We start from the raw sequence: 22,616 nt of genomic DNA, 5'->3' as shown, positions 1-22,616 counted from the left end.
GATCGGCCGCCCTCGGCGCAGTCTGCCGATTGCGCGGAACGCCCCGGCGGTGCATGACCTGGGTCACAATCTGCCGGTAGCACTCGCGCAAAGTGATCGAAACACACTCGCGTTCTCCACAGGATCTCCACAGCTCACCCGGATGGCCTCCACGGTGGTTCCCTAGAGTCGTCGGCATGGACAGAGGGGGACGGCGGGTGCTGGTCGTCGAGGACGACCTGACGATCGCCGCGTCGATCGCCGCCCGGCTGCGGGCCGAGGGGTTCACGGTGGAACTCGCCCACGACGGGCCGGCCGCGGTGGCGGCGGAGGCCGCGACCGGGCCGGACCTGGTGGTGCTGGACGTGATGCTGCCCGGGTTCGACGGGCTCGAGGTGTGCCGCCGGATCCAGGCGCGCCGGCCGGTGCCGGTGCTGATGCTCACCGCGCGTGCCGACGAGACCGATCTGCTGGTCGGGCTCGGGGTCGGCGCCGACGACTACCTGACGAAGCCGTTCTCCATGCGTGTGCTCACCGCCCGGGTGCACGCCCTGCTGCGGCGCGTGGAGCGCTCGTCCGCGCGGCCCGGGCCGGAGCGGATCGTGCTGGGCGACCTGGAGATCGACATCGACGAGCGCCGGGTGACGCGGGCCGGGGAGCCCGCGCAGCTGACGCCCATCGAGTTCGACCTGCTGGTGCACTTCGCGCGGCGGCCGCGCTCGGTACAGCCGCGCGAACGGCTGCTGGCCGAGGTGTGGGACTGGGACGTGCACGCCGGCGGCGCCACCACGCGCGCGGTGGACAGCCACATCAAGGCGTTGCGGCGCAAGCTCGGCGCCGACCTGATCCGGACGGTGCACGGGGTGGGCTACGCGCTGGAGGTGCCGGCGTGAGGGTGTTCCTGGGCAAGCTCGTGGACCTGCTGCCGCGCCCGCTCGACCCGATCCGGTCGATCAAGCTCAAGCTGGCCATCCTGCTGCTCGCCTCGGGCGGGATCGCGTTCGCCTTCTTCAACTGGCGGATCGGCTGGCTGCCGCCGAAGACCACGGTCACGGCGATGCTGATCGCGCTGGTCACGTCGCAGATCCTGGCCCACGGGATGACCCGCCCGCTGCGCGAGATGACGGCCGCGGCGCGCGCGATGGCGAAGGGGGACTACACCCGCCGCGTCCGCGCCACCGCCCGTGACGAGGTGGGCTCGCTGGCCCACGCGTTCAACCAGATGGCGGCCGACCTGGCTACGGCCGACCAGCAGCGCCGCGAGCTGATCGCGAACGTGTCGCACGAGCTGCGCACGCCGATCACCGCGTTGAACGGCGTGCTGGAGAACCTCGTGGACGGCGTCGCCTCGCCGGACCCGGCCACCCTGCGGACGGCGCTGCACCAGACGGAACGGCTGGGCCGGCTCGTCACCGAGCTGCTGGACCTCTCGCGCATCGACGGCGGGACGCTGTCGCTGGACTTCTCCCGGGTGGACCTGGCGGAACTGCTCGCCGAGGTCGCGGAGGAGGCGGAGGCCATGGCCGCCGCCGCGGGCCGGGGCGTGCGGTTCGACGTGTCGGTGTCGCCGCCGGGCGCGGCGGTGACGGCGGACCGCGCGCGGCTGTACCAGGTGGTGGTGAACCTGCTGGAGAACGCCGCCCGGCACGGCCCCGCGGGCGGCTCGGTGGAGGTCCGCGCGGTGGTCGACGCGGACGTGGCCCACATCGAGGTCCGCGACGAAGGCCCCGGCATCCCGCCGGCGGACCGCGCGCGCGTCTTCGAACGCTTCACCCGCGGCGAACGCGCCGGCGGCGGCGGGACGGGCCTCGGCCTGGCCATCGCCCGCTGGGTGGTGGAACTGCACGGCGGTTCGATCGCGGTCGTCGCGCCGGACACGCCTGCCCTGATTCCCGGTGGCGGTGCGGTTTCCCCGGACTCGGGTGCTCTCCCGGAGGGCTGCCGGATCCGGGTGACGCTGCCCGCCTGACCCGTCTGACTCGTCGATCCGACATTCGCGAAAGCGGACCACGCTGCGTGCTTCGACGCAGCGTGAGTTCGTCATGGAGAAAGGCGGAAAACCTTGTCCGAAACAGATCCGGAATCCAGACGCCGACCGGCGCACGCTGTTCCGCCGGGCGCGGAAGGGACGGCGCGGGGCTGGGCCGAGTCCGTGCTGCAAGCCGCGAAGACGCAGGACGCGGCCGGTTCGGCAGCCGAGACGGGGGCAAGGCCGCAAGCTGCGCCGGGGCCGTCGAGCCCGCAGCTCACGGTGCCGGTGCTGATGCTGCCCGCGCTGCCACCGAAGTCCGAGGTGGTGCCGATGGCCGCCGCGGTGCTGCCCGCCGCCGGGGCGGCCGGGCTGGTGGCCGCGGTGGTGGTGCCGCTGGACCGGCCCGGGATCGGCTGGGTGCTGACCGCCGCGGTGCTGGCCGGGGCGATCGTCGCGGTGGACCGGCGGGCGCGGCCGGCTGACGCGCCCCGGCACTTCACGCGGGCCAGCGCGGGGTGGGCCGCGCTTACCCTGGCGCTGCTGGCGGTGGGCGCGGTGCGGGCGTCCGGCTGGCTGTTCATCCTTTGTGGACTCACGGCGGTCGTCACCGGTTCGCTCGCGGTGGTCGGGCGGCGCACCATGAACACCGCGTTCTACGACGTGCTCGCGCTGCCCATCGAGGCGTTCGGGTCGATCCCGTGGGTGGCACGCGGGCTTCGCGGGGTGGGGCGGCAGCGCGGCCGTGTGCTCGGCGCCGTGGTCGCTGCCGTCGCGGTGGTCGCGGTGTTCCTGCCGCTGCTGACGAGCGCGGACCCGACCTTCGCGCACTTCGTCGGGGGGATGGTGCCGCCGGATCTGGGGGTCGGCACGATCTTCCGCTGGGCCTTCTTGTTCGGTGCCGCGCTGTTCGTTGTCACCGGGGCGTGTTACCTGCTCGCGTCGCCACCGCATCCCGCTGCCGACGGACCGCGAGTCGCACGAGGTGACCGTCTGCTGTGGACTCTACCGCTCGCCACGCTGGTGGTGATCTTCGCCGGTTTCGTCACCGTCCGGATCGTGGTCCTGTTCGGTGGCAAGGATTACGTGCTGCGCACCGGTGGCCTGACTTCCGCCGAGTACGCCCGCGGCGGCTTCTGGCAGCTCTGCGCGTGCACCGTCCTGACACTCGCCATCATCGCCGCCGCCTTGCGCTGGGGGCCGCGCGAGCTGAAGGGCGACCGGATCGGCCAGCGGGTCCTGCTCGGCGCACTGGCCGCGTTGAGCCTGGTCCTGGTCCTCTCGGCGCTGAGTCGCATGTGGACTTACCAGGAGGCGTACGGCTTCACCGTGCTGCGCCTGCTCGTGGAGGTCTGCGAGATCTGGCTCGGCTGTGTGTTCCTGCTGGTCGGCGCCGCGCTGGTGCGGCTGCGCTCGGCCTGGCTGCCGCGGGCCGCGATCGCGACGGCGGCGGCCGCGCTGCTGGCACTGGCCGTGGCCGATCCGGAGGCGCTGATCGCCGGCGCCAACATCGACCGCACCGCGCAGGGGAAGCCGCTCGACGTCCGTTACCTCGGCGGGTTCTCCACCGACGTCGTGCCCGTGGTGGCACAGCGGCTGCCGGACGCCGGCTGCGTGCTCCGCCCGGTGCTGCGGGACCTCCCGGACGACAGCTGGCCCGGCTGGAATTTCAGCCGGGCCAGTGCGCGGAGTGTCCACCTGCCGGTGGCGGGCTGCCGCTAAAAGGCGAAAACGCCGGCGGACTGGGCGTCCGCCATGCACTTGTTCGGGTAAGTCGTGTGGAACGACACCGGATAGCCGGCCCAGGTGCCGACGGCGGACACGTCCACCGGCGCGTAGAGCATCGTGCAGCGCTGCAGCCGCGGCTTGATCCGGGTGAAGTCGCCGCCCGCGGCGATCAGCGCGGCGCACGCGGTGTCGCGCTGGGGGTGGCTGCCGCCGGTGGGCCGGCAGGTCAGCGAGGTGGCCGCGGTCCGGCCGGACGTCTCGTGTGTGCTCAGCCGCAGTATCGACGACGGCACGGTCGAGGCGGGGACAGCGGCAGCACCGGCGACACCGCTGAGACCCAATACGCACGCGGCGATCGGGGCGAAAGAAGAGAAGACCATGCTGGGGATATCGGCAGCCGGGAGCCGCTCACTGTGGTCCTCGTCCGGGTGAGTTTTCCTCGCTCGTACGGGTGTCCGCGGCCAGGTCGTACGCGAGTAACGCGACGTACAGCGACAGCATCGACTCCGGGTCCTCCAGTCGCACGCCGAGCACCTGCTCGATCCGTGCGAGCTGCTGGTAATACGCCGTGCGCGAGGTGTGCGCGGCGACGGCGGCGGCCGACTTGTTGCCGCCGTGCGCGCAGTAGTGCCGCAGCGCCTGCACCAGCCGGCTGCCCGACGCGGCGTCGCGCTGCAGCAGCGGCCCCAGCTCACGTGCGGCGAACGCGCTGACCCGCTCGTCGCCTTCGAGCAGCTGCAGCAGCCCGCGCAGCCGGACGTCACGCAGCCGGTGCAGCGGCCGCTCGACGCCCTCGTCCAGCGCGGCGGCCGCTACCTGGGCGGCCTCGACCAGCGTGCGGCGCGCCTCCGCGGACCCGGTCACGGTGGTGCCGACGGCGATCACGCAGGGCGCGCTCGCGCGGGCCTCGTGGATGTCGGTCGCCAGCCGCGACAGCACGGTTTCCGCCGCAGCTTCGGGAGACAGCGCGATCAACGCCCGTACGCCGGTCTCGTCCGTCGCCACCAGCGCCGAGACCTTCGCCCGCCGCGCGGCCAGCGCGGTCGCCTCGGCGAGTTCGCGCAGCAGCGGCGGTGTGGACAGCGCCGGCCGGGTGGTCGCGGCGACCCGCGGCCGCACGGCCAGCCCGATCAGCCGCCGTCCGCTGAGCGGCACGGCGAGCGCCGAGGCCCGGGCGAGGGCTTCGGCCGACGGCGCGGGCGAGGCCAGCAGGTCGGTCAGCACGGCTCGGTGGGCCTGGCGTTCGAGCGTGTCGGAGTCGCGGGCGACGAGCCGGTGCACGGCCAGCGCCGAGGCGGCCCGCTCGGCGACCACGCGGTACCGGTGCGGCGGTGGCTCGGCGCAGACGAGCACGAGCCGGCCCCAGTCGTGCCCGCGCGCGCCGACGACGGTGACCAGCCCGCCCGCCGCCGCGTGGTAACCCGTGCGCTCACCGAGCTGCACCACCCGCGAGCGCGCCGGCCAGCCCGTGAGCAGCTCGCCCGGGTCGAGGCCGGCCGCGTCGTAGGCCAGCACCTCGTGCTCCAGGGTCTCCAGCACCACCGGCTGCCCGGTCAGCCGCGCGACCTCGCCCAGCACCACGCCCGGCTCGGCGCCCGCGACGGTGAGCGCGGTGAATGTCTCGTGCACGCGTTCCGCGGCTCGCAGCTCGGCCACCTGCGCGTCGACGATCAGCCCGTTCACTGCCTCGGTGACGGCGACGTAGCGGGTCTCGCGCGAGAGCGTGACCAGCGGCAGACCGTGCTTCTCGGCGGCTTCGACCAACGCGCGCGGCAGCCGGTCGCTCCAGTGCCGCACCAGCTCCACCACCACCCCGGCGACGCCGACCTCGGCCAGGTCGGTGACGTACTGGGCGAGCGCGGCGCCGTCGTCCGGCAGCGCGACGCCGGTGGTCAGCACCAGCTCGCCGCCACGCAGCAGGGGCGCGATCTCGGCGATCTCGGCGACGTGCGCCCACCGCACGGGCCGGTCCAGCCCGGCGCTGCCCGCGACGACGTGGGGACGGCCCTGGCGCAGCACCGGCAGCGCGAGCACCTCGGCGACGGTCGGGTACATCGGGTTCTCGGGTCTCCTTCCGCACCGGCAGGCACAGACTGTACGGCCGGGCCGGGCAGTCCGTACACGTTGCCGATGGCGCCCGCGTGGCGCCCGCCCGGAGACTCGGGTGGACAGCGTGCCCGGGACGAGAAGGAGCGGACGTCGTGACCGACCGCATCAGCCATTGGATCGACGGCAAGCCGTTCACCGGCCCGGCCGGGCGCGCCGGGGACGTGTTCGACCCCGCGACCGGTGAGGTCCGGGCGAAGGTGGATTTCGCGGGCCGGCCGGAGGTGGACCAGGCGGTGGCCGCCGCCAAGGCCGCGCTGCCGGGCTGGCGCGGGACGTCGCTGGCCGGGCGCACGCGGGTGCTGTTCGCCTTCCGGGAGCTGCTCTCGGCGCGCAAGCACGAGCTGGTGAAGATCGTCACGGCCGAGCACGGCAAGGTCGAGTCCGACGCGGCCGGCGAGATCGCGCGGGCGCTCGAGAACGTGGAGTACGCGTGCGGCGCCGCTCAGCTGCTGAAGGGCGGCTTCAGCGAGAACGCGTCCACCGGCGTCGACGTCTACTCGATCGCGCAGCCGCTGGGCGTGGTCGGCGTGATCTCGCCGTTCAACTTCCCCGCGATGGTGCCGCTGTGGTTCGTGCCGAACGCGCTGGCGTGCGGCAACACCGTGGTCCTCAAGCCGAGCGAGAAGGACCCGTCGGCCGCGGTCTTCATCGCGGAGCTGTTCGCCGAGGCCGGGCTGCCCGCGGGCGCGCTGAACGTGCTGCACGGCGACAAGACGGCGGTCGACGGGCTGCTGGAGCACCGCGACGTCAAGGCGATCTCCTTCGTCGGTTCGACGCCGATCGCGCGCTACGTCTACGAGACCGGCACCCGGCACGGCAAGCGCGTGCAGGCCCTCGGCGGGGCGAAGAACCACATGATCGTGCTGCCCGACGCGGACCTCGACCTGGCCGCGGACGCCGCCGTGTCCGCCGGGTTCGGCTCGGCGGGGGAACGGTGCATGGCGGTGTCGGTGGTGGTCGCCGTGGACCCGGTCGGCGACGAGCTGGTCGCGAAGATCACCGAGCGGATGGCCCGGCTGCGCGTCGGCGACGGCCGGGACCCGTCGTCGGAGATGGGGCCGCTGGTCACCAAGGCGCACCACGAGCGTGTGAAGTCCTATGTGGACGCAGGCGTCGCCTCGGGTGCTGCGCTGGTGATGGACGGCCGTGGGATCGAGGTTCCCGGCGACGGCTTCTGGCTCGGCCCGACGCTGTTCGACCACGTGCGCCCCGAAATGTCGATCTACACCGACGAGATCTTCGGCCCGGTCCTGTCGGTGGCGCGCACGGATTCGTATGACGACGCGCTGGCCCTGATCAACGCCAACCCCTACGGCAACGGCACCGCCATCTTCACCGGCGACGGCGCGGCCGCGCGGCGCTTCCAGAACGAGGTCGAGGTCGGCATGGTCGGCGTCAACGTGCCGATCCCGGTCCCGGTCAGCTACTACTCCTTCGGCGGCTGGAAGGACTCCCTGTTCGGCGACAGCCACGCGTATGGGCCGGAAGGGTTTCACTTCTACACGCGGACGAAGGTGGTCACTTCGCGGTGGCCGGACACTTCGCACGCGGGGGTGAACCTCGGGTTTCCCGGCAACTCCTGAGCGGTTCAGCCGGGGAGCACGTTCACCAGGATCTTGGTGCGGGGCGTGGACAGCACGATATTGGTGCGCTCGCCCCGGATCCGGTTCCGCAGCTTCGCGTCGTCGAGGCGGTATCTTTGTCCGTTCACGAGGAGATAGGTGAACCGGATCCGCTCCATGATCGAATACAGGTAGATCGGATACTGCCCCGGCGCCGGGTGCTTGCCGGACACCTCCCCGAGGTCGTGCGTCCAGCCGGTGACCGCGACGAGCCGCCCGTCGCGCACCTCTGCCAGCCTCCGCCGGCAGACGAAGGCGAACCAGCCGGTCAGCGCGAGCGCCAGCACCATCAGCAGGAGGCCGGGGATCAGCATGACCACCGGCGAAAAGGTGGTCTTGCCGGTGACTTCGTTCAGCTGATTCGCATCGCCGACGTCGCCGGTGGCCTTGACCACAAGGGCCACCAGCCCGACGATCCCGGCGACCACGAGCACGGCGGCCACCCAGAAGTTGAAGTCCAGGATCTTCCCGCGCTGAGACGGGTGGAGGCGGCCGTTGCGATTGGCCAGCTCCACCTCGGCGTCCGCCGTCATTCGTGTTTTTCCTTGCTGCGCGGCGGATTCACGAAGGGATGACGTTCACCAGTAGCTTGCTCCTGGGCAGGATGCACAGCGTGTTGTTTCGGTTGGGCTGGATCAGTGCCCACATTTCCCTGGTCGGAAGGTAGGTTTTCCCACCTGCTCGCAGTTCTCGGCGTTCGGCCGTCATGATGCCCTGGCTCTCGAACCTCATGCCGATGGGGTACTCGTCCGTGCAGCTGGCTTTCCCGAAGTCGTGAGTCCAGCCGGTGATGAGAATCAAGGGCCGGTGGAGATCTCGGTAACGCCGCCAGCAGAGGAACAGGCACAGCACCGCCAGCAGGACGACAAAGGGCATGGCTGCCAGAGACTGCCCGGACTTGGCACCGGAAAAGACGTCGGTGGTGAGCGGAAGGATGACCGCGAGCAACACCATCGCGACACCCACGATGAGCAGGGTCCAGAAGACCACGTCCAGCACCTTGCCGCGCTGGGACGGGTGCAGCCGGCCGGCGAGATTGGCCGCGGCCACCTCCGCAGGGCTGACCGGAGTCGTCATTCGCCGCAACCTTCCGGTGGGCCTTGCTTGCTGTACGGCAGATTCATCAGGGATCCTTGCTGCGCTGTGAAGAGTGAAGCCGCCCACTCCGGCTGAAGCGAGCGACTTCATCCTGGTCTACCGTCACTCGGGCTTTCCTTCGCCGCCGCCCTCCGGCTTTTCGCCCCCTTCGGGCTTTTCGCCTTCGTGTTCCTTCTCGTAGGCCTCGGCGCCTTCATGCTGACGGGCGAACTGCTCGTTCTCCTGACGCCGCGCCTCCGTACCGACGCCGACCCAGTCCGCGGAATTCGGCTTCGGCACGTCCCCGCCGGCCTTCTGCCAGCCTTCGGGGCTGAGGAAGTTGCGCCCGTGCTCGGAGAGCTTGTCGCCCGCCCCCTCAAGCTTGTCGTGGAACGGCATCTTGTCGGCTGCCGAGTCCTTCCAGCGGTCGGCCTTGTCGGCGACGCTTTCGTCCACGTGGGGCCGTCCGGCGGCGCGGGCGGAGTCGGTGAGCTCGTTGCCCTTCTTCTCGATGTTCGCGGCGAGGTCGACGCTCTTGTCGGTCACCTTGTCAGCGGTCTTGCCGAGCTTCTTCAGCGCGTTCGCGGCGTCTTCGATGGCCGCCTTGGACTTGCCGGCGCTCTTGGCGAGCTTCTCCAGCTGCTCCACCACCTTGGCGATGCGGGTGCTGATCTTCTCGGCCAGGATCCCGCCCTCCACCACGGTGTCGGCGATGAACGCCGCGATCGTGCCGCCGAAGGTGCACCACGACGCCGCCAGCGCGGCGAGGGCCTTGATGATCAGCTCGCCGATGAAGGACGAGATGAAGTCGCGGATCAGGCCGCGCTCGGTGCCGACCAGCGCGGCCGCCACGTTCATGCCGATCCCGGCGGCGTGCGCCTGCCCGGAGGCGCCACGCAGCGTCGCCGCGTAGCCCTTGGCCGTGTCCTGGTACGCCTGCCCGCCCTGGCCCTGGAAGTCCGGGGCCACCTTCGCCGCGGCCTGTTCGTACTGGCCGGCGCTCTGCTCCAGCTGCTTGGAGACGTTCTCCCAGGTCGTGGCCTTCGCCGTGACGGCCTCGGGGTTGCCCGCGAGCTGGTCGAGGCCCTCCTTGAGGAAGCTGATGTGCTCGATCAGCCAGCCGACGCCCGCGCTCGCGAGCGTGCCGAGCGGGTCCATCACCGCGCCGAGCAGGTCGAGGCCGTCCGTGACGGCGTCCACGCCCAGGTTGAGCCAGTCGCCGTTGCGGGCGTCGGTGATGGTCGAGGCGACGTCGTTGAGGATGCCCGCGCCGGACGACTGGGCGTTGATGTTGTCCATCTCGTTCTTCGACGAGCCCATGTTCGTCGTGAACCCGCTCGGCGATTCGGACTTCGCGACGAGGGGGTTCTCCTGCGTCTCGGTCATGCCTACAGCTCCTTGCCGAGGCCGGTGATGTGGCCGGCGGTCTGCTTCTCGTGGTCGTCGTACATGTCGTGGGCCTGCTGGAGCTTGTCGGCGATGTCCTCGGCCGAACTCGCGACGTCGCCGATGAAGGAGGACGCGATCGCCGTCCAGATCTCCATCGCCGCGCCGAACGGTGCCCCGACGATCCCGAACGCGTTGTCGCTCATCGCCTGGCCGGCCCCGGCGGTCGCCTCCGCGGCCGCCTTCACGCCGTCGCCGATGCTCTGCACCTCGCCCTTGTGCGCCTGCAGCGCCGTCAGGCTGACCTTCTGTCCACCTGCCATCAGTAACCCCTCCCCAGGATCGAGCCGCCGTTGTAGTAGTCGTCGTCATCGGAGCCGGCCGGCGCCGGCCGGGACGGCCGCGGCGGGCGCGTCGGGGCCGGGGGCGCCGGCGGTGCCGGGCGGGCCGGCGGCGGGGGCGGCGGGAATTCGTCCTCGCGGGTGAAGAATTGCCGCTGCGGCTCGGCGGGCGGCGCTTCCTCTTCGACCTCGGGAGTCGGGATCTGCTCTTCCAGGAATTTCATCGCGTCGCTGTTCTCACCGATCAGCGGCGCCATGATCGCGGTCAGCTGCTGGGCCGCCTGCGCCTGCGCGCGGTGCGCCGTGGCGACCACGGCCGCGGCCAGCGCGGCCCGCGGGATCTCCTCGGCCCGGGGGCCGAAGCTCAGCTGCTGCAGTGCTCCGGCGGTGTTCACGGTGACGGTGACCGCGCCGTCGGCGCTCGTCGCTGTCGCGGCGACGTGCTTCAGCCGTTCCTGGGCCTCGGCGGCCCGCTGTCCGATTTCAGCGATATCGGAGGTATTGGGTGCGCCTGCGTTCATGTCCACAACTGCCCTCGGGTCCTCGGTTCCACCATGGTCTTTCTGAGGCAGCAAACCCGGTTACGGTTCCCTCGGCAAGCGAAGTTTTGATTTGTCCGATTCGCCTTTATTAAGTGTTGTTTGCCATTCATTTAACAATGGCGGCCGGGCCGGCTCGCGGCGGCGACCCCGGCGGGTTGAGCGCGGGGCACTCAGGCTTCCGTAAACTCGTTGTGAGGACGGGGCCAGACCAGGGAGGTGCGGGTGGCGAACACGGACGAACGTCGCTTCGAGGTTCTTCGCGCGATCGTCGCCGATTACGTCTCGAACCAGGAGCCGGTCGGCTCGAAGACCATCGTCGAGCGGCACAACCTCGGCGTCTCCAGCGCCACGGTCCGTAACGACATGGCGGCGCTCGAGGAGGAGGGCTACATCGCCCAGCCGCACACCAGTGCCGGCCGGATCCCCACGGACAAGGGGTACCGGCTGTTCGTCGACCGGCTCTCGGAGATCAAGCCGCTGTCCACGGCCGAGCGCCGCGCGATCATCAGCTTCCTCGACTCCGGCACCGACCTCGACGACGTGCTCCGCCGCTCGGTCCGGCTGCTCGCGCAGCTCACCCGGCAGGTCGCGGTCGTGCAGTACCCGATGCTGACCAACGCGGCGGTCCGCCACCTCGAGGTGGTCCCGCTCACGCCGGCGCGGCTGATGCTGGTGCTGATCACCGACTCGGGGCGGGTCGACCAGCGCACCGTGGACCTCGGCGACGTGGTCAACGAGGAGGGCGTGCTCCGGCTGCGCACGGTGCTGAACGGGGCGCTGGCCGGCCGACGGCTCGCCGAGGCCGCCGCCCGCGTGGCCGAGCTGCCCGAGGTGGCACCGGCCGACCTGCGCGACAGCCTCACCCGTATCTGTACGGTTCTGGTGGAATCACTCGTCGAGCACCCCGAAGAGCGGCTGGTGCTCGGCGGCACGGCCAACCTGACCCGCAACGTCGCGGACTTCCCCGGGTCGCTGCGGCAGGTGCTGGAGGCGCTCGAGGAGCAGGTGGTCGTGCTCAAGCTGCTGGCGGCGGCGCGCAACCCCGGTGCGGTCACGGTCCGCATCGGTGAGGAAAATGAGGACGAACAGATGCGAAGCACCTCCGTGGTGTCGATCGGCTACGGCGCCGACGACATGATCCTGGGGGGCATGGGCATCGTCGGACCGACCCGGATGGACTACCCGGGCACCATCGCGGCGGTCCGCGCGGTGGCCAACTACGTGGGGCAGATCCTGTCCGCCCGCTGATCAGCAGCGGGCCGGGCGGAGCAGAAGGAGAAGGCGAAGACGGTGGCGAGGGACTACTACGGGATCCTCGGGGTGGCCAAGAACGCGTCCGATCAGGAGATCAAGCGCGCGTACCGCAAGCTGGCCCGTGAGCTCCACCCCGACGTGAACCCGTCGGAGGACGCGCAACACAGGTTCGGCGAGGTGACCACTGCCTACGAGGTGCTCTCGGACCCGCAGAAGCGCAAGGTCGTCGACCTCGGCGGGGACCCGATGGACTCGGGTGCGCGCGGGGGCGGCGGCGGTGACCCGTTCGCGGGCTTCGGCGGGCTCGGCGACATCATGGACGCGTTCTTCGGCGCGGCCGGCGGCGGCGGTGGCCGCGGGCGGGGCCCGCGCAGCCGCGTGCAGCCCGGCTCCGACGCGCTGATCAGGCTCGCGCTCACGCTGGAGGAGTGCGCCACCGGCGCCGACCGCGAGATCACGGTCGACACCGCCGTGGTCTGCGACCTGTGCCGTGGCGCCGGTGCCGCCGAGGGCACGACCACGAAGACCTGCGACACCTGCGGCGGCGCCGGCGAGGTGCAGTCGGTGCAGCGCTCGTTCCTCGGCCAGGTCGTCACGGCCCGGCCGTGCCCGGTCTGCCGCGGCTTCGGCGAGGTCATCACCGACCCGTGCCGCCAGTGCGGCGGCGACGGGCGGATCCGCGCGCGGCGCAACGTCACGGCGAAGATCCCGCCGGGCGTCGGCGACGGCATGCGCATCCGGCTGTCCGGCCAGGGCGAGGTCGGCCCCGGCGGCGGCCCGGCGGGCGACCTGTACGTGGAGATCGACGAGACGCCGCACGAGGTGTTCATCCGCGAGGGCAACGAGCTGCACTGCAACTTCCGCATCCCGATGACCACCGCCGCGCTCGGCGCCACCGTGCCGATCACCACGCTGGTCGACGGCGACTACGAGCTGGACATCGAGCCCGGCACCCAGCCCAACACCGAGCTGGTGCTCACCGCCAAGGGCATGCCGCGGCTGCGCTCGTCCGGCCGCGTCGACGGCCGCGGCGACCTGCACGTGCACGTCGACGTCGTGGTGCCGACCAAGCTCGACGAGGCCCAGCGCGACCTGCTCGTGGACCTGGCCCAGCAGCGCGGCGAAGAGGTGCCGACGCTGGCGTCCAACGGCAGCAAGCACGGCGGCCTGTTCTCCAAGCTCCGCGCCAAGAACCGCTACTAGGCCCGGCGAGCGGTAAGTGCCCGACACGACGCTGCCGGTCTTCCTCGCCGCCGCCCTGCCCGAAGACGGCCGGGCGGTCCTCGACGGCGAGGAGGCCCGGCACGCCGCCACCGTCCGCCGGCTGCGCGTGGGGGAGCAGCTCGTGCTCTCCGACGGCGCCGGCGCGATGGCGCGCTGCACCGTCGACGCCGTCCAGGCCGGACGCGAAGCCCAGCTCACCCTGACCGTCGTCGAACGCTGGACGGAAGAGCCGCCCGCGCTGCGCGTGCACGTCGCACAGGCACTGGCCAAGGGCGACCGCGGCGAGCTGGCGGTCGAGCTGGCCACCGAGGCCGGAGCCGACGCCGTGGTGCCGTGGCGCGCCGCCCGCAGCGTCGCGCGCTGGGAGGACGGCGGCCGCGGCGACAAAGCCCTCGCCCGCTGGCGCGCCACCGCCCGCTCCGCCGCCAAACAAGCCCGCCGCGCCCACATCCCCGACGTCACCGAGCCCGTCGACACCCGCGAGCTCGCCCAGCTCGCCGCCACCATGTCCCGCACCCTCGTGCTCGAATCCGGCGTCACCAGCCGGCTCACCGACGTCGACCTCCCCGACACCGGCGACATCCTGCTCGTCGTCGGCCCCGAAGGCGGCATCACCGACGACGAGCTCGCCACCCTCCAAGCCGCCGGCGCCATCGCCGTCCGCCTCGGCCCGGCCGTGCTCCGCACCTCCACCGCGGCCGCCGTCGCCCTCGGCGCCCTCGGTGCGCTGACCGGCCGCTGGCACTGAGCCGGACCAGGGAAAAACCCGCGTATTTTGCGGCGAGTTATGGCGCGATCACGCTCCGGGCAGCTACGCTCGTCACAACGCGCAAGAACCAAGGTTTCGGCGCGCAACTGGGTGGGAATACCGGTGTGCGCGTACCCGAAAACCCCGCCGGGCACCTCCCCCCTCGGTCCGGCGGAGCCACAGGCGGTGGAGCGACCCCCAGGCTCCACCGCCTGTGGCGTCTTCGTAGACGCTTCGCATCTCCTTCGCGGAGGTGCGGTTTCCGCGTATCGTCCGGGGGGCCGAGCCCCCCGGACCCCCCACGGTGCGGTTTGTCACTGTTCCAGCGTGGCTGGGTTTTCTTGTCGCCTGCGGCGTGGTGGTTGGGGAGCTTGGGTGGGTTTGTAGGGTGGGGGGATGAGTGATGCGGAGACGTTGTTCGAGCGGATTATTGGTGGGGAGATTCCTGCCGATGTGGTGTATCAGGATGAGAAGACGTTTGCGTTTCGGGATATAAATCCGCAGGCCAGGGTGCATGTGCTGGTGGTTCCGCGGGTGCGGTATCGGAATGTGGGGGAGTTGGCGGAAGCGGATCCTGGGTTGTTGGGGGAGGTTGTGGGGGCTTGTCGGAAGGTGGCTGAGGCTGAGGGGATTGCGGAGTCGGGGTATCGGGTTGTGTTCAATACCGATGGGGATGCGGGGCAGACGGTTTTTCATGTGCACGCGCATGTGCTGGGTGGGGAGCCGTTGGGGTTGTTCGGCAAGCCTGGGGTGTAGTGGGGTGAAGCACGGGGGAGGCCTGGGGCGAAGGCCGGGCGAAGCACGGGGGTGAGGGTCGGGGGCGGAGGCCTGGGGGTGGAGGCCTGGGGTTGGGAAACCGACCTGCGGGGGCGTGGCGGCAGCCAGTAGCATCGTCAGGGGGCCGGTCCGTTCGGTCCGTTCAGTCCGAGCAAGATTCGCAAGCGCAGAAAGCAGGCCAGAGGCCACGTGGCCGGAACCGCACAGGGTGGAGCCGCCCGACCCGACGTTCCCGTGTCGAAGGTGTCGAAGAGCTCGGCGTCGAAGAACGAGGACGGCGCCGCCGCCGCTGGCGGCGTGGCGCAGGCTCAGTCCCGTTTTCCCATTCCTGACGCTGCTGCGCTGAGCTTGCTGGGCTCGCGTGACGAGAATCTGCGTGTTGCCGAGGAGCTGCTTGCGGCGGACGTGCATGTCCGTGGCAATGAGGTGACGCTTACCGGGCTGCCCGCTGATGTCGCGTTCGCTGAGCGGGTGTTCACCGAGCTGGTGCAGCTCGCCACCGGGGGCCAGCAGGTCGGGCCGGACACGGTGCGCCGCACCGTCGGCATGCTCTCCAGCGGCGACGCGTCCCCGGCCGAGGTGCTCAGCCTCAACATCGTCTCCCGCCGCGGCAAGACGATCCGGCCCAAGACGCTGAACCAGAAGCGCTACGTCGACGCCATCGACAAGCACACCATCGTCTTCGGCATCGGCCCGGCCGGCACCGGCAAGACCTACCTCGCCATGGCGAAGGCCGTCCAGGCGCTGCAGGCCAAGCAGGTCAGCCGGATCGTGCTGACCCGCCCCGCGGTCGAGGCCGGCGAGCGGCTCGGCTACCTGCCCGGCACGCTGAACGAGAAGATCGACCCGTACCTGCGCCCGCTCTACGACGCGCTGCACGACATGGTCGAGCCCGAGTCGATCCCGCGGCTGATGCAGGCCGGCACCATCGAGATCGCCCCGCTCGCCTACATGCGCGGCCGCACGCTGAACGACGCCTTCATCATCCTCGACGAGGCCCAGAACACCACGCCCGAGCAGATGAAGATGTTCCTCACCCGGCTCGGCTTCGGCGCCAAGATCGTGGTCACCGGCGACATCACCCAGATCGACCTGCCCAACGGCCAGCGCAGCGGGCTGCGGGTGGTCCGCGACATCCTCGAGGGTGTCGACGACCTGCACTTCAGCGAGCTGACCAGCCAGGACGTCGTCCGGCACCGGCTCGTCGGCGACATCGTGGACGCCTACGAGAAGTGGCAGGCCGTGCAGGACACGCAGGACCAGCAGGCCGGCGGCTGGAAGGGCAACCGCCGATGAGCATCGAGATCGCCAACGAGTCCGGGGTCGACGTCGACGAGGGGTCGATCGTCTCGGCCGCCCGCTTCGCGCTCGACAAGATGGAGGTCAGCCCGCTCGCCGAGCTGTCCATCCTGCTCGTCACGCTCGAGGTGATGGAGGACCTGCACGAGCGGTGGATGGACCTGCCCGGTCCCACCGACGTGATGGCCTTCCCGATGGACGAGCTGGACTCCTCCCGCCGCCCCGACGCGCCCGACGCCTCGCCGGCCCTGCTCGGCGACATCGTGCTGTGCCCGGCGTTCGCGAAGGACCAGGCCAAGACGGCCGGCCACGGGCTGATCGACGAACTGCACCTGCTCACCGTCCACGGCGTGCTCCACCTGCTCGGCTACGACCACGCCGAGCCCGCCGAGGAACGCGAGATGTTCGGCCTGCAGAAGCGGATCCTCACCGAGTTCCAGGCGGCCGTCGCCGAGCTGGACCGGGAGAACGCGCAGCGCAACGCGGACGACCGCGTGCTCGGCATCGCGGGCCTCGACACGCCTGCGGCCGGGGAAACGTCCTAGGCAGCCGGTCATGGGCAGTCCCACGGCACAGCTGGTCGTCGCGATCGCGCTCGTGCTGCTGGCCGGGGTGTTCGCGGCGGCCGACGCGGCCATCAGCACGGTGTCGCAGGCACGCACCGACGGACTGGTCCGGATCGGGCGGGCCGGCGCGCGCCAGCTCGCCGCCGTGGTCGCCGAGCGCCGCCGCCACATCAACCTGCTGCTCCTGCTGCGGCTGAGCTGCGAGCTGACCGCGACGGTCCTGGTCACCGTGTCGTTCGTGCACTGGTTCGGCGAGCTGTGGCTCGCCGTGCTGCTGTCCGCGGTCGTGATGGTCGTGGTGAGCTACGTGCTCATCGGCGTCGGCCCGCGCACCATCGGCCGCCAGCACCCGTACCGCGTCGGCACGACCGTCGCCGGGCTGGTGCGGGTCCTCGGCTCGGTGCTCGGGCCGCTGTCCCGGCTGCTGATCGTGATCGGTAACGCCATCACCCCGGGCCAGGGCTTCCGCGAAGGCCCGTTCAGCTCCGAGGTCGAGCTGCGTGAGCTGGTCGACATGGCGCAGGAGCGCGGCGTCGTCGAGGACTCCGAGCGCGAGATGATCCACTCGGTGTTCGAGCTGGGCGACACGGTCGCGCGCGAGGTGATGGTGCCGCGCACCGAGATCGTCTGGATCGAGCGCACCAAGACCGTCCGCCAGGCGCTCGCGCTCGCGCTGCGCACCGGGTTCACCCGCGTGCCGGTGATCGGCGAGTCGGTGGACGACATCGTCGGCGTGGTCAACATCAAGGACCTGATGCCGGCCTTCATGGACCCGGACGGGCCCAGCACCGTCGTCGACGCCGTGATGAACCCGGCGAGCTTCGTGCCCGACTCCAAGCGGCTCGACGAGCTGCTCAAGGAGATGCAGCGCACGCACAACCACATGGCGATCGCGGTCGACGAGTACGGCGGCACCGCGGGCCTGCTGAGCATCGAGGACATCCTCGAGGAGATCGTCGGCGAGATCACCGACGAGTCCGACACCGACGAGCGCCCCGAGGTCGAGGAGCTGGAGGGCGGCGCCGTGCGCGTATCGTCCCGCCTCGGCATCGACGACCTCGGTGAGCTGTTCGGGATCGACCTCGAGGAAGATCACGACGTGGAGACCGTGGGCGGCCTGCTCGCGGAGCGGCTGGGCCGGGTCCCGCTGCCGGGGGCCGAAGCCGAGGTCGCCGGCCTCCGGCTGTTCGCCGAAGGCGGCAAGGACCGGCGCGGCCGGATGCGGATCACCTCGGTGGTCGTGCACCCGGCCGACGCCGAAGCGGTGACCGAGTCCGGTGCGCGCCGCCGCACCAGGGTGCCCCAGCCCGAAGAACGCGACAGGAGAGTCGAACATGCCTGACCTCGACGCCGAGGACCAGAAGCTCGTCACACTGGCCCGGTCGTCGCGGGCCCGCGTGCGCACGGCGGAAGGTGCCGCCGTGCGCGACACCGACGGCCGGACGTATGCGGCCGCGACCGTCGACCAGCCCTCGTTCAAGCTGACCGCGCTGCAGGCCGCCGTGGCCGCCGCGCTGTCGAGCGGGGCCGAGGGGCTCGAAGCGGCTGCCGTCGTCACCGCCGACGCGCTGGTCCAGGAGGCTTCGGTGAACGCCGTCCGCGACCTGGCGAAGACGGCCTCGATCATCCTGGCCGACCCGGAGGGCAACGTCGTCGAGGTGCTCGCCTGATGGCCGCGCCGCACCGCTCGGGTTTCGCCTGCTTCGTCGGCAGGCCCAACGCCGGGAAGTCGACACTCACCAACGCGCTCGTGGGCTCGAAGGTCGCCATCACCTCCAGCAAGCCGCAGACCACCCGGCACGCGATCCGCGGCATCGTGCACCGCGACGACGCGCAGCTGGTCATCATCGACACCCCCGGCCTGCACCGGCCGCGCACCCTGCTGGGCCAGCGGCTCAACGACATCGTGCACTCGACCTGGTCCGAAGTGGACGTCGTCGGCCTGTGCGTGCCCGCGGACGAGAAGGTCGGCCCCGGCGACCGGTTCATCGCGGCCGAGCTGACGAAGATCGCGAAGCGGACGCCGGTGATCGGCGTTGTCACCAAGACCGACCTGGTGCCGCCCGAGCAGGTCGCCGAGCAGCTGCTGGCGCTGCAGGAGGTGATGGAGTTCGCCGACCTCGTGCCGGTGTCCGCTGTGGACGGTTTCCAGGTGCAGACGGTCGCGGACCTGCTCGTGGCGCGGCTGCCCGAGGGCCCGCAGCTCTACCCGGACGGCGAGCTCACCGACGAGCCGGAGCAGACGCTGGTGGCCGAGCTGATCCGCGAGGCCGCGCTGGAGGGCGTCCGCGACGAGCTGCCGCACTCCATCGCCGTCACCGTCGAGGAGATGCTGCCGCACGAGGGCCGCGACGACATGATCGACGTGCACGCGTTCCTGTACGTGGAGCGGCCGAGCCAGAAGGGCATCATCCTCGGCCACAAGGGCGAGCGGCTGCGGGAGGTCGGCGCCGCGGCGCGCCGGCAGATCGAGGGTCTGCTGGGTTCGAAAGTTTACCTCGACCTGCACGTGAAAGTGGCCAAGGAGTGGCAGCGCGACCCGCGCCAGCTGCGCCGCCTCGGCTTCTGAGCGGGTTTCGCGAACGATCGATGGCCGGTAAGTCTCGATTAGATCGCGGGTGGACCTTTCCCCGGCGGGAACCGGGCAGCGGCCCTTACGGTGTCGTTCGTTACTAATCCGACGGCAGCCACGGCGGAAACGGGTTTCTACGAGCAGATCGGCTGCAGCCCGTATCCGCCTACTTTCGGTCGTATTAGTAACGCGGCAGCTTCGTGCCGAAGCCGTTGATCGGGCAACGGCGGCGGTAATCCCACCGAACACCAGGAAAGGTTTTCACCCACCATGACCAGTGACCAGGGCCTGCCCCCTTACTCCGGCGGCCAGCAGGGCGGGTACCAGCCCGGCCCGCCGCCGTCGAACAACCTCGTGTGGGCCATTCTCACGACCATCTTCTGCTGCCTGCCGTTCGGCATCGTGTCGATCGTCCAGGCCGCGAAGGTGAACGGCCTGTGGGCGCAGGGACAGGGCGCGGCGGCTCAGCAGGCCGCGCAGTCGGCGAAGAAGTGGGCCATCATTTCGGCGGCGATCGGCGTCGTCTTGATCGTGATCTCGATCATCCTCTCCGTTACGGGTGCGCTCACCTTCAGCGGTAACGTCAACACGTACTGACGGCGAACAGCAGCAGGGGGACTTTCATGACCGGCCCGTACCCACCGCCCGGCGGCCCGTACTACGGCGCCCCGGGCTACGGGCCACCCGGTTACGGCCCGCCGCCGGACAACAACCTCGTCTGGGCCATCCTGACCACGGTGCTGTGCTGCCTGCCGCTGGGCATCGTTTCGATCGTGAAGTCCAACCAGGTCAACAGCTTGTGGTTCCAGGGGTTCCACGCCGAGGCGTACAAGGCCGCGGCCGACGCGCGCAAGTGGGCGATGTGGTCGGCCATCACGACGGGGATCCTCCTGCTGCTGTACGTGATCTTCATCGTGGTGATGGTGGTCGTCGTCGGCACCTCGTCCTCCAGGTACACGCCGTGACGACCGTCTACACAGGAATGCCGGCGCGAGGGCTGCGTGCGAAAGCGCGGGCCCTCGCGCCGCCGGCCGCCGTCATCGCGGGCCTCGGCGTCTGCTGCGCGGCGGTGTGGCTCGGCGACCCGACCACGCCGGGCGGGCCGCTTCCGGTGTGCCCCACCAAATACCTCTTCGGGATCGACTGCCCCGGCTGCGGCGGCATGCGCATGGCGTACAGCGTGCTGCACGGCGACTTCGCCGGGGCGTTGCACTACAACGCCGTCTCGCTGGTGTTCCTCGTGCTGCTCGCCTGGAGCGGGGCCGCGTGGACGCTCGGCCGGCTCCGCGGCCGCGCCGTCCGGTCGTGGCTGCACTGGCGGCGGACGCCGCTCGTGGTGGCCATCGTGTTCTGCGTCTGGTTCGTGGTTCGCAACCTGCCGTTTCCGCCGTTCACCGGCTTGTTCGTCTGAAGTTTCCCCTTGAGCGGAACCGGCGCGGGCCCGCGTCCGTCGCAGGAGTCCGACACGTCCGCGACTGCGGGCGCCTAGCCGGGCCGTCCGGGCCGTGACCGAGTACGCTCCCGCGCACCGGCCTGTCCACCAGGGACTTGTGTGACCACGGCCGGACCCCCGCGGGAGGCACCGCGCGGGCGAACGACGAGCGAGGGGGAGTACCCGATGACCGATCCCTACGGCCAGCCCACCGGCCAGCCGCAGGGCCAGCAGCCCTTCGGCCAGCCGCCGGCCCAACCGCCGTACGGCCAGCAGCAGGGTGGCTTCGGCCAGCAACCGCCGTCCGGCGGCTTCCCCCAGCCGGGCCAGCCCGGCCAGCCGGGCCAGCCGGGTGGTTTCGGCCAGCCCGCGCCCGGCGGTTACGGCCAGCCGGGCCAGCCGGGTGGTTTCGGCCAGCCGGACCCCTCCGGCCAGCCGGGCTTCGGGCAGCAGCCCGGCGGTTACGGCCAGCAGCCGGGTTACGGGCAGCAGCCGGGCGGCTTCGGCCAGCCCGCCCCGTACGGGATGCCGGGCCAGTTCGCGCCGCCCGGCGGTTACGCGAACTGGGGCCAGCGCGCGGGCGCCTACCTGATCGACGCCGCGCCGCTGATCGCGGGCATCATCGTGGCCGTCCTGGTCATGATCGCGAGCGAAACCGCGGGCATGATCATCTACTTCGTCGTGATCCTCGGCTTCATCGGCTGGACGGTCTACAACCGCTGGATCACCGGCGGCACCACCGGCCAGTCACTGGGCAAGCGGGTACTCGGCATCAAGCTGATCCGCGAGGACACCGGCCAGCCGCTCGGGCCGGGCATGGCGTTCGTCCGCGACCTCGCGCACATCCTCGACAACGCGATCTGCTACCTCGGCTTCCTGTGGCCGCTGTGGGACGCCAAGTCCCAGACCTTCGGCGACAAGATCATCGGCAGCATCGTCGTGCCGGCGGACGCCGCGCCCGCGGCGGCCCCGTACGGGCAGCCGGCTTTCGGCCAGCCGCAGCAGCCGTTCGGCGGCGGCGGGTTCCCGCCGCCCGGGCAGCAGCCGGGCTTCGGTCAGCCGGGTCAGCCGGGGCAGCCCGGCCAGCAGCCGTACGGGCAGCCGCAGCAGCCGGGCGGTTTCGGCCAGCCCGGTCAGCCGCAGCCCGGTCAGCCGGGTCAGCCGCAGCCGGGCCAGCCCGGTCAGCAGCCGTTCGGCCAGCCGCAGCAGCCGGGTGGGTTCGGCCAGCCGCCGGCCCAGCAGCCCTTCGCCCCGCAGCCGCCGAGCGGCGGGTTCGAGCAGCCGGGCGCGTCCGGCTTCGAACAGGCCGAGCCGACCCAGATGATCAAGCCGGGCCAGCCCGAGAGCAGCGGCTCCGACGCGGCCGAGCGCACGCAGATGCTGAAGCCGGGCCAGTCCGAGGCGACGCAGAACATCCCGCCGGAACAGCCCGGCCAGAACTGAGCCGTCCACCTGAAGACCCGCGGCGGGGGGAGCTCGCCGGGGACCACGAGAAGTTGGGGTAACCAGTCATGACCAATCCCTACGGCCAGCAGCAGCCTTACGGCCAGCAGCCGCCCTATGGCCAGCAGCCGCAGCAGCCGGGTTATGGCACGCCGTCCGGCGGCATGCCCGCCCCGTACGGCGCCCCGCAGGGCCAGTACGGCCAGCAGGCCCCGTTCGGCCAGCCGGCCTACGGCGGCCCCGGCATGGGCATGCCCGGTGGCGGCGACATCAACGCCATCAAGGAGTACAAGGGCTGGGCGATCGGCTGCATCTTCCTGATGTGGATCCTCGCGATCTTCGCCATCATGAAGTCGAACGAGGTCCGCACGTTCAAGATGCAGGGCAACTACGCGATGGCCGAGCAGGCCTCGCAGACCACGAAGACGCTGTGCCTGATCGCCACCATCATCGGCGCGCTCGTGTGGGTGTTCGCGATCATCATGATCATCGTCGCGATCGTGGCCGCGGCGTCGGTGAGCACGTACTGCAGCGGCTACTACTGCTGA

At 71.1% G+C, this 22,616-nt stretch carries 25 protein-coding genes; 18 read left to right on the top strand and 7 right to left on the bottom strand.

Features of this window, described 5'->3' with window-relative positions; translation table 11 throughout:
- The first annotated feature begins 197 nt into the window (after positions 1-197).
- The 3 genes from OG943_RS22330 (at position 198) to OG943_RS22320 (ending at position 3,670) form a co-directional block, all read left to right on the top strand.
- The gene (locus OG943_RS22330) at positions 198-872 is read left to right on the top strand and encodes a response regulator transcription factor (protein WP_442874803.1); all 675 of its coding nucleotides are present in this window, start codon (positions 198-200) and stop codon (positions 870-872) included.
- A gap of 20 nt (positions 873-892) precedes the next feature.
- Entirely contained in the window at positions 893-1,948 is a 1,056-nt protein-coding gene (locus OG943_RS22325) for a HAMP domain-containing sensor histidine kinase (RefSeq protein WP_442874802.1), read from the top strand.
- Positions 1,949-2,131: 183 nt separating this feature from the next.
- Complete coding sequence (locus OG943_RS22320; protein WP_328611736.1) at positions 2,132-3,670, top strand: DUF4153 domain-containing protein; 1,539 nt, start codon at positions 2,132-2,134, stop codon at positions 3,668-3,670.
- On the opposite strand, the gene OG943_RS22315 is transcribed toward OG943_RS22320, so the two are convergent.
- Together OG943_RS22315 and OG943_RS22310 are read right to left on the bottom strand one after the other, a co-directional pair.
- A complete protein-coding gene (locus OG943_RS22315; protein WP_328611735.1) occupies positions 3,667-4,056 on the bottom strand; it encodes an SSI family serine proteinase inhibitor in 390 nt (129 codons plus the stop codon). The genes OG943_RS22320 and OG943_RS22315 overlap by 4 nt on opposite strands.
- Before the next feature lie 28 nt (positions 4,057-4,084).
- Complete coding sequence (locus OG943_RS22310; RefSeq protein ID WP_328611734.1) at positions 4,085-5,731, bottom strand: PucR family transcriptional regulator; 1,647 nt, start codon at positions 5,729-5,731, stop codon at positions 4,085-4,087.
- Between the two features lie 146 nt (positions 5,732-5,877).
- Between OG943_RS22310 and OG943_RS22305 the strand changes: the two genes are divergently transcribed.
- Positions 5,878-7,368, top strand: a complete 1,491-nt coding sequence (locus OG943_RS22305) for a CoA-acylating methylmalonate-semialdehyde dehydrogenase (RefSeq protein ID WP_328611733.1) — start codon at positions 5,878-5,880, stop codon at positions 7,366-7,368.
- 5 nt (positions 7,369-7,373) lie between these two features.
- On the opposite strand, the gene OG943_RS22300 is transcribed toward OG943_RS22305, so the two are convergent.
- From OG943_RS22300 to OG943_RS22280, 5 genes are all read right to left on the bottom strand, one after another.
- Positions 7,374-7,940 carry a hypothetical protein gene (locus OG943_RS22300; RefSeq protein ID WP_328611732.1) on the bottom strand — a complete coding sequence of 189 codons (567 nt, stop codon included), beginning with the start codon at positions 7,938-7,940 and terminating at the stop codon, positions 7,374-7,376.
- A gap of 28 nt (positions 7,941-7,968) precedes the next feature.
- A complete protein-coding gene (locus OG943_RS22295) occupies positions 7,969-8,484 on the bottom strand; it encodes a hypothetical protein (protein WP_328611731.1) in 516 nt (171 codons plus the stop codon).
- Positions 8,485-8,607: 123 nt separating this feature from the next.
- Entirely contained in the window at positions 8,608-9,870 is a 1,263-nt protein-coding gene (locus tag OG943_RS22290) for a PPE domain-containing protein (protein ID WP_328611730.1), read from the bottom strand.
- A gap of 2 nt (positions 9,871-9,872) precedes the next feature.
- Complete coding sequence (locus OG943_RS22285) at positions 9,873-10,193, bottom strand: type VII secretion target (RefSeq protein WP_328611729.1); 321 nt, start codon at positions 10,191-10,193, stop codon at positions 9,873-9,875.
- Positions 10,193-10,732: a YbaB/EbfC family nucleoid-associated protein gene (locus tag OG943_RS22280; protein WP_328611728.1), complete on the bottom strand. Its 540-nt coding sequence runs from the start codon at positions 10,730-10,732 to the stop codon at positions 10,193-10,195. Before OG943_RS22280 ends, OG943_RS22285 begins: the two co-directional genes overlap by 1 nt.
- Before the next feature lie 243 nt (positions 10,733-10,975).
- Between OG943_RS22280 and hrcA the strand changes: the two genes are divergently transcribed.
- From hrcA to OG943_RS22210, 14 genes are all read left to right on the top strand, one after another.
- Positions 10,976-12,001, top strand: a complete 1,026-nt coding sequence (gene hrcA, locus OG943_RS22275; protein WP_328611727.1) for a heat-inducible transcriptional repressor HrcA — start codon at positions 10,976-10,978, stop codon at positions 11,999-12,001.
- A gap of 42 nt (positions 12,002-12,043) precedes the next feature.
- Positions 12,044-13,210, top strand: coding sequence for a molecular chaperone DnaJ (dnaJ, locus tag OG943_RS22270; protein WP_328611726.1), 1,167 nt, complete (start codon positions 12,044-12,046; stop codon positions 13,208-13,210).
- A 16-nt stretch (positions 13,211-13,226) separates the two neighbouring features.
- A complete protein-coding gene (locus OG943_RS22265; protein WP_328611725.1) occupies positions 13,227-13,979 on the top strand; it encodes a 16S rRNA (uracil(1498)-N(3))-methyltransferase in 753 nt (250 codons plus the stop codon).
- A gap of 396 nt (positions 13,980-14,375) precedes the next feature.
- Positions 14,376-14,735: a histidine triad nucleotide-binding protein gene (locus OG943_RS22260; RefSeq protein ID WP_328611724.1), complete on the top strand. Its 360-nt coding sequence runs from the start codon at positions 14,376-14,378 to the stop codon at positions 14,733-14,735.
- Between the two features lie 318 nt (positions 14,736-15,053).
- Positions 15,054-16,052, top strand: a complete 999-nt coding sequence (locus OG943_RS22255) for a PhoH family protein (RefSeq protein WP_442874801.1) — start codon at positions 15,054-15,056, stop codon at positions 16,050-16,052.
- Complete coding sequence (gene ybeY, locus OG943_RS22250) at positions 16,049-16,600, top strand: rRNA maturation RNase YbeY (RefSeq protein WP_328611722.1); 552 nt, start codon at positions 16,049-16,051, stop codon at positions 16,598-16,600. The genes OG943_RS22255 and ybeY overlap by 4 nt, the downstream gene beginning before the upstream one ends.
- A gap of 10 nt (positions 16,601-16,610) precedes the next feature.
- The gene (locus OG943_RS22245; RefSeq protein WP_328611721.1) at positions 16,611-17,963 is read left to right on the top strand and encodes a hemolysin family protein; all 1,353 of its coding nucleotides are present in this window, start codon (positions 16,611-16,613) and stop codon (positions 17,961-17,963) included.
- The gene (locus tag OG943_RS22240) at positions 17,956-18,291 is read left to right on the top strand and encodes a cytidine deaminase (protein ID WP_328611720.1); all 336 of its coding nucleotides are present in this window, start codon (positions 17,956-17,958) and stop codon (positions 18,289-18,291) included. The genes OG943_RS22245 and OG943_RS22240 overlap by 8 nt, the downstream gene beginning before the upstream one ends.
- Positions 18,291-19,190, top strand: coding sequence for a GTPase Era (era, locus tag OG943_RS22235; protein WP_328611719.1), 900 nt, complete (start codon positions 18,291-18,293; stop codon positions 19,188-19,190). Before OG943_RS22240 ends, era begins: the two co-directional genes overlap by 1 nt.
- Positions 19,191-19,463: 273 nt before the next feature.
- Entirely contained in the window at positions 19,464-19,790 is a 327-nt protein-coding gene (locus OG943_RS22230; RefSeq protein ID WP_328611718.1) for a CD225/dispanin family protein, read from the top strand.
- Between the two features lie 26 nt (positions 19,791-19,816).
- The gene (locus tag OG943_RS22225) at positions 19,817-20,158 is read left to right on the top strand and encodes a CD225/dispanin family protein (RefSeq protein WP_328611717.1); all 342 of its coding nucleotides are present in this window, start codon (positions 19,817-19,819) and stop codon (positions 20,156-20,158) included.
- Positions 20,159-20,175: 17 nt separating this feature from the next.
- Entirely contained in the window at positions 20,176-20,604 is a 429-nt protein-coding gene (locus OG943_RS22220; protein ID WP_328612127.1) for a DUF2752 domain-containing protein, read from the top strand.
- Positions 20,605-20,811: 207 nt separating this feature from the next.
- Positions 20,812-22,068 (top strand): RDD family protein, encoded by a 1,257-nt coding sequence (locus tag OG943_RS22215; RefSeq protein WP_328611716.1) that lies wholly within the window; start codon positions 20,812-20,814, stop codon positions 22,066-22,068.
- A gap of 68 nt (positions 22,069-22,136) precedes the next feature.
- The gene (locus OG943_RS22210; RefSeq protein WP_328611715.1) at positions 22,137-22,616 is read left to right on the top strand and encodes a CD225/dispanin family protein; all 480 of its coding nucleotides are present in this window, start codon (positions 22,137-22,139) and stop codon (positions 22,614-22,616) included.

Source organism: Amycolatopsis sp. NBC_00345 (assembly GCF_036116635.1).
GTDB lineage: Bacteria > Actinomycetota > Actinomycetes > Mycobacteriales > Pseudonocardiaceae > Amycolatopsis.
The sequence above is the reverse complement of the archived record's forward strand: the minus strand, read 5'-3'. Positions and strand labels throughout refer to the sequence as shown.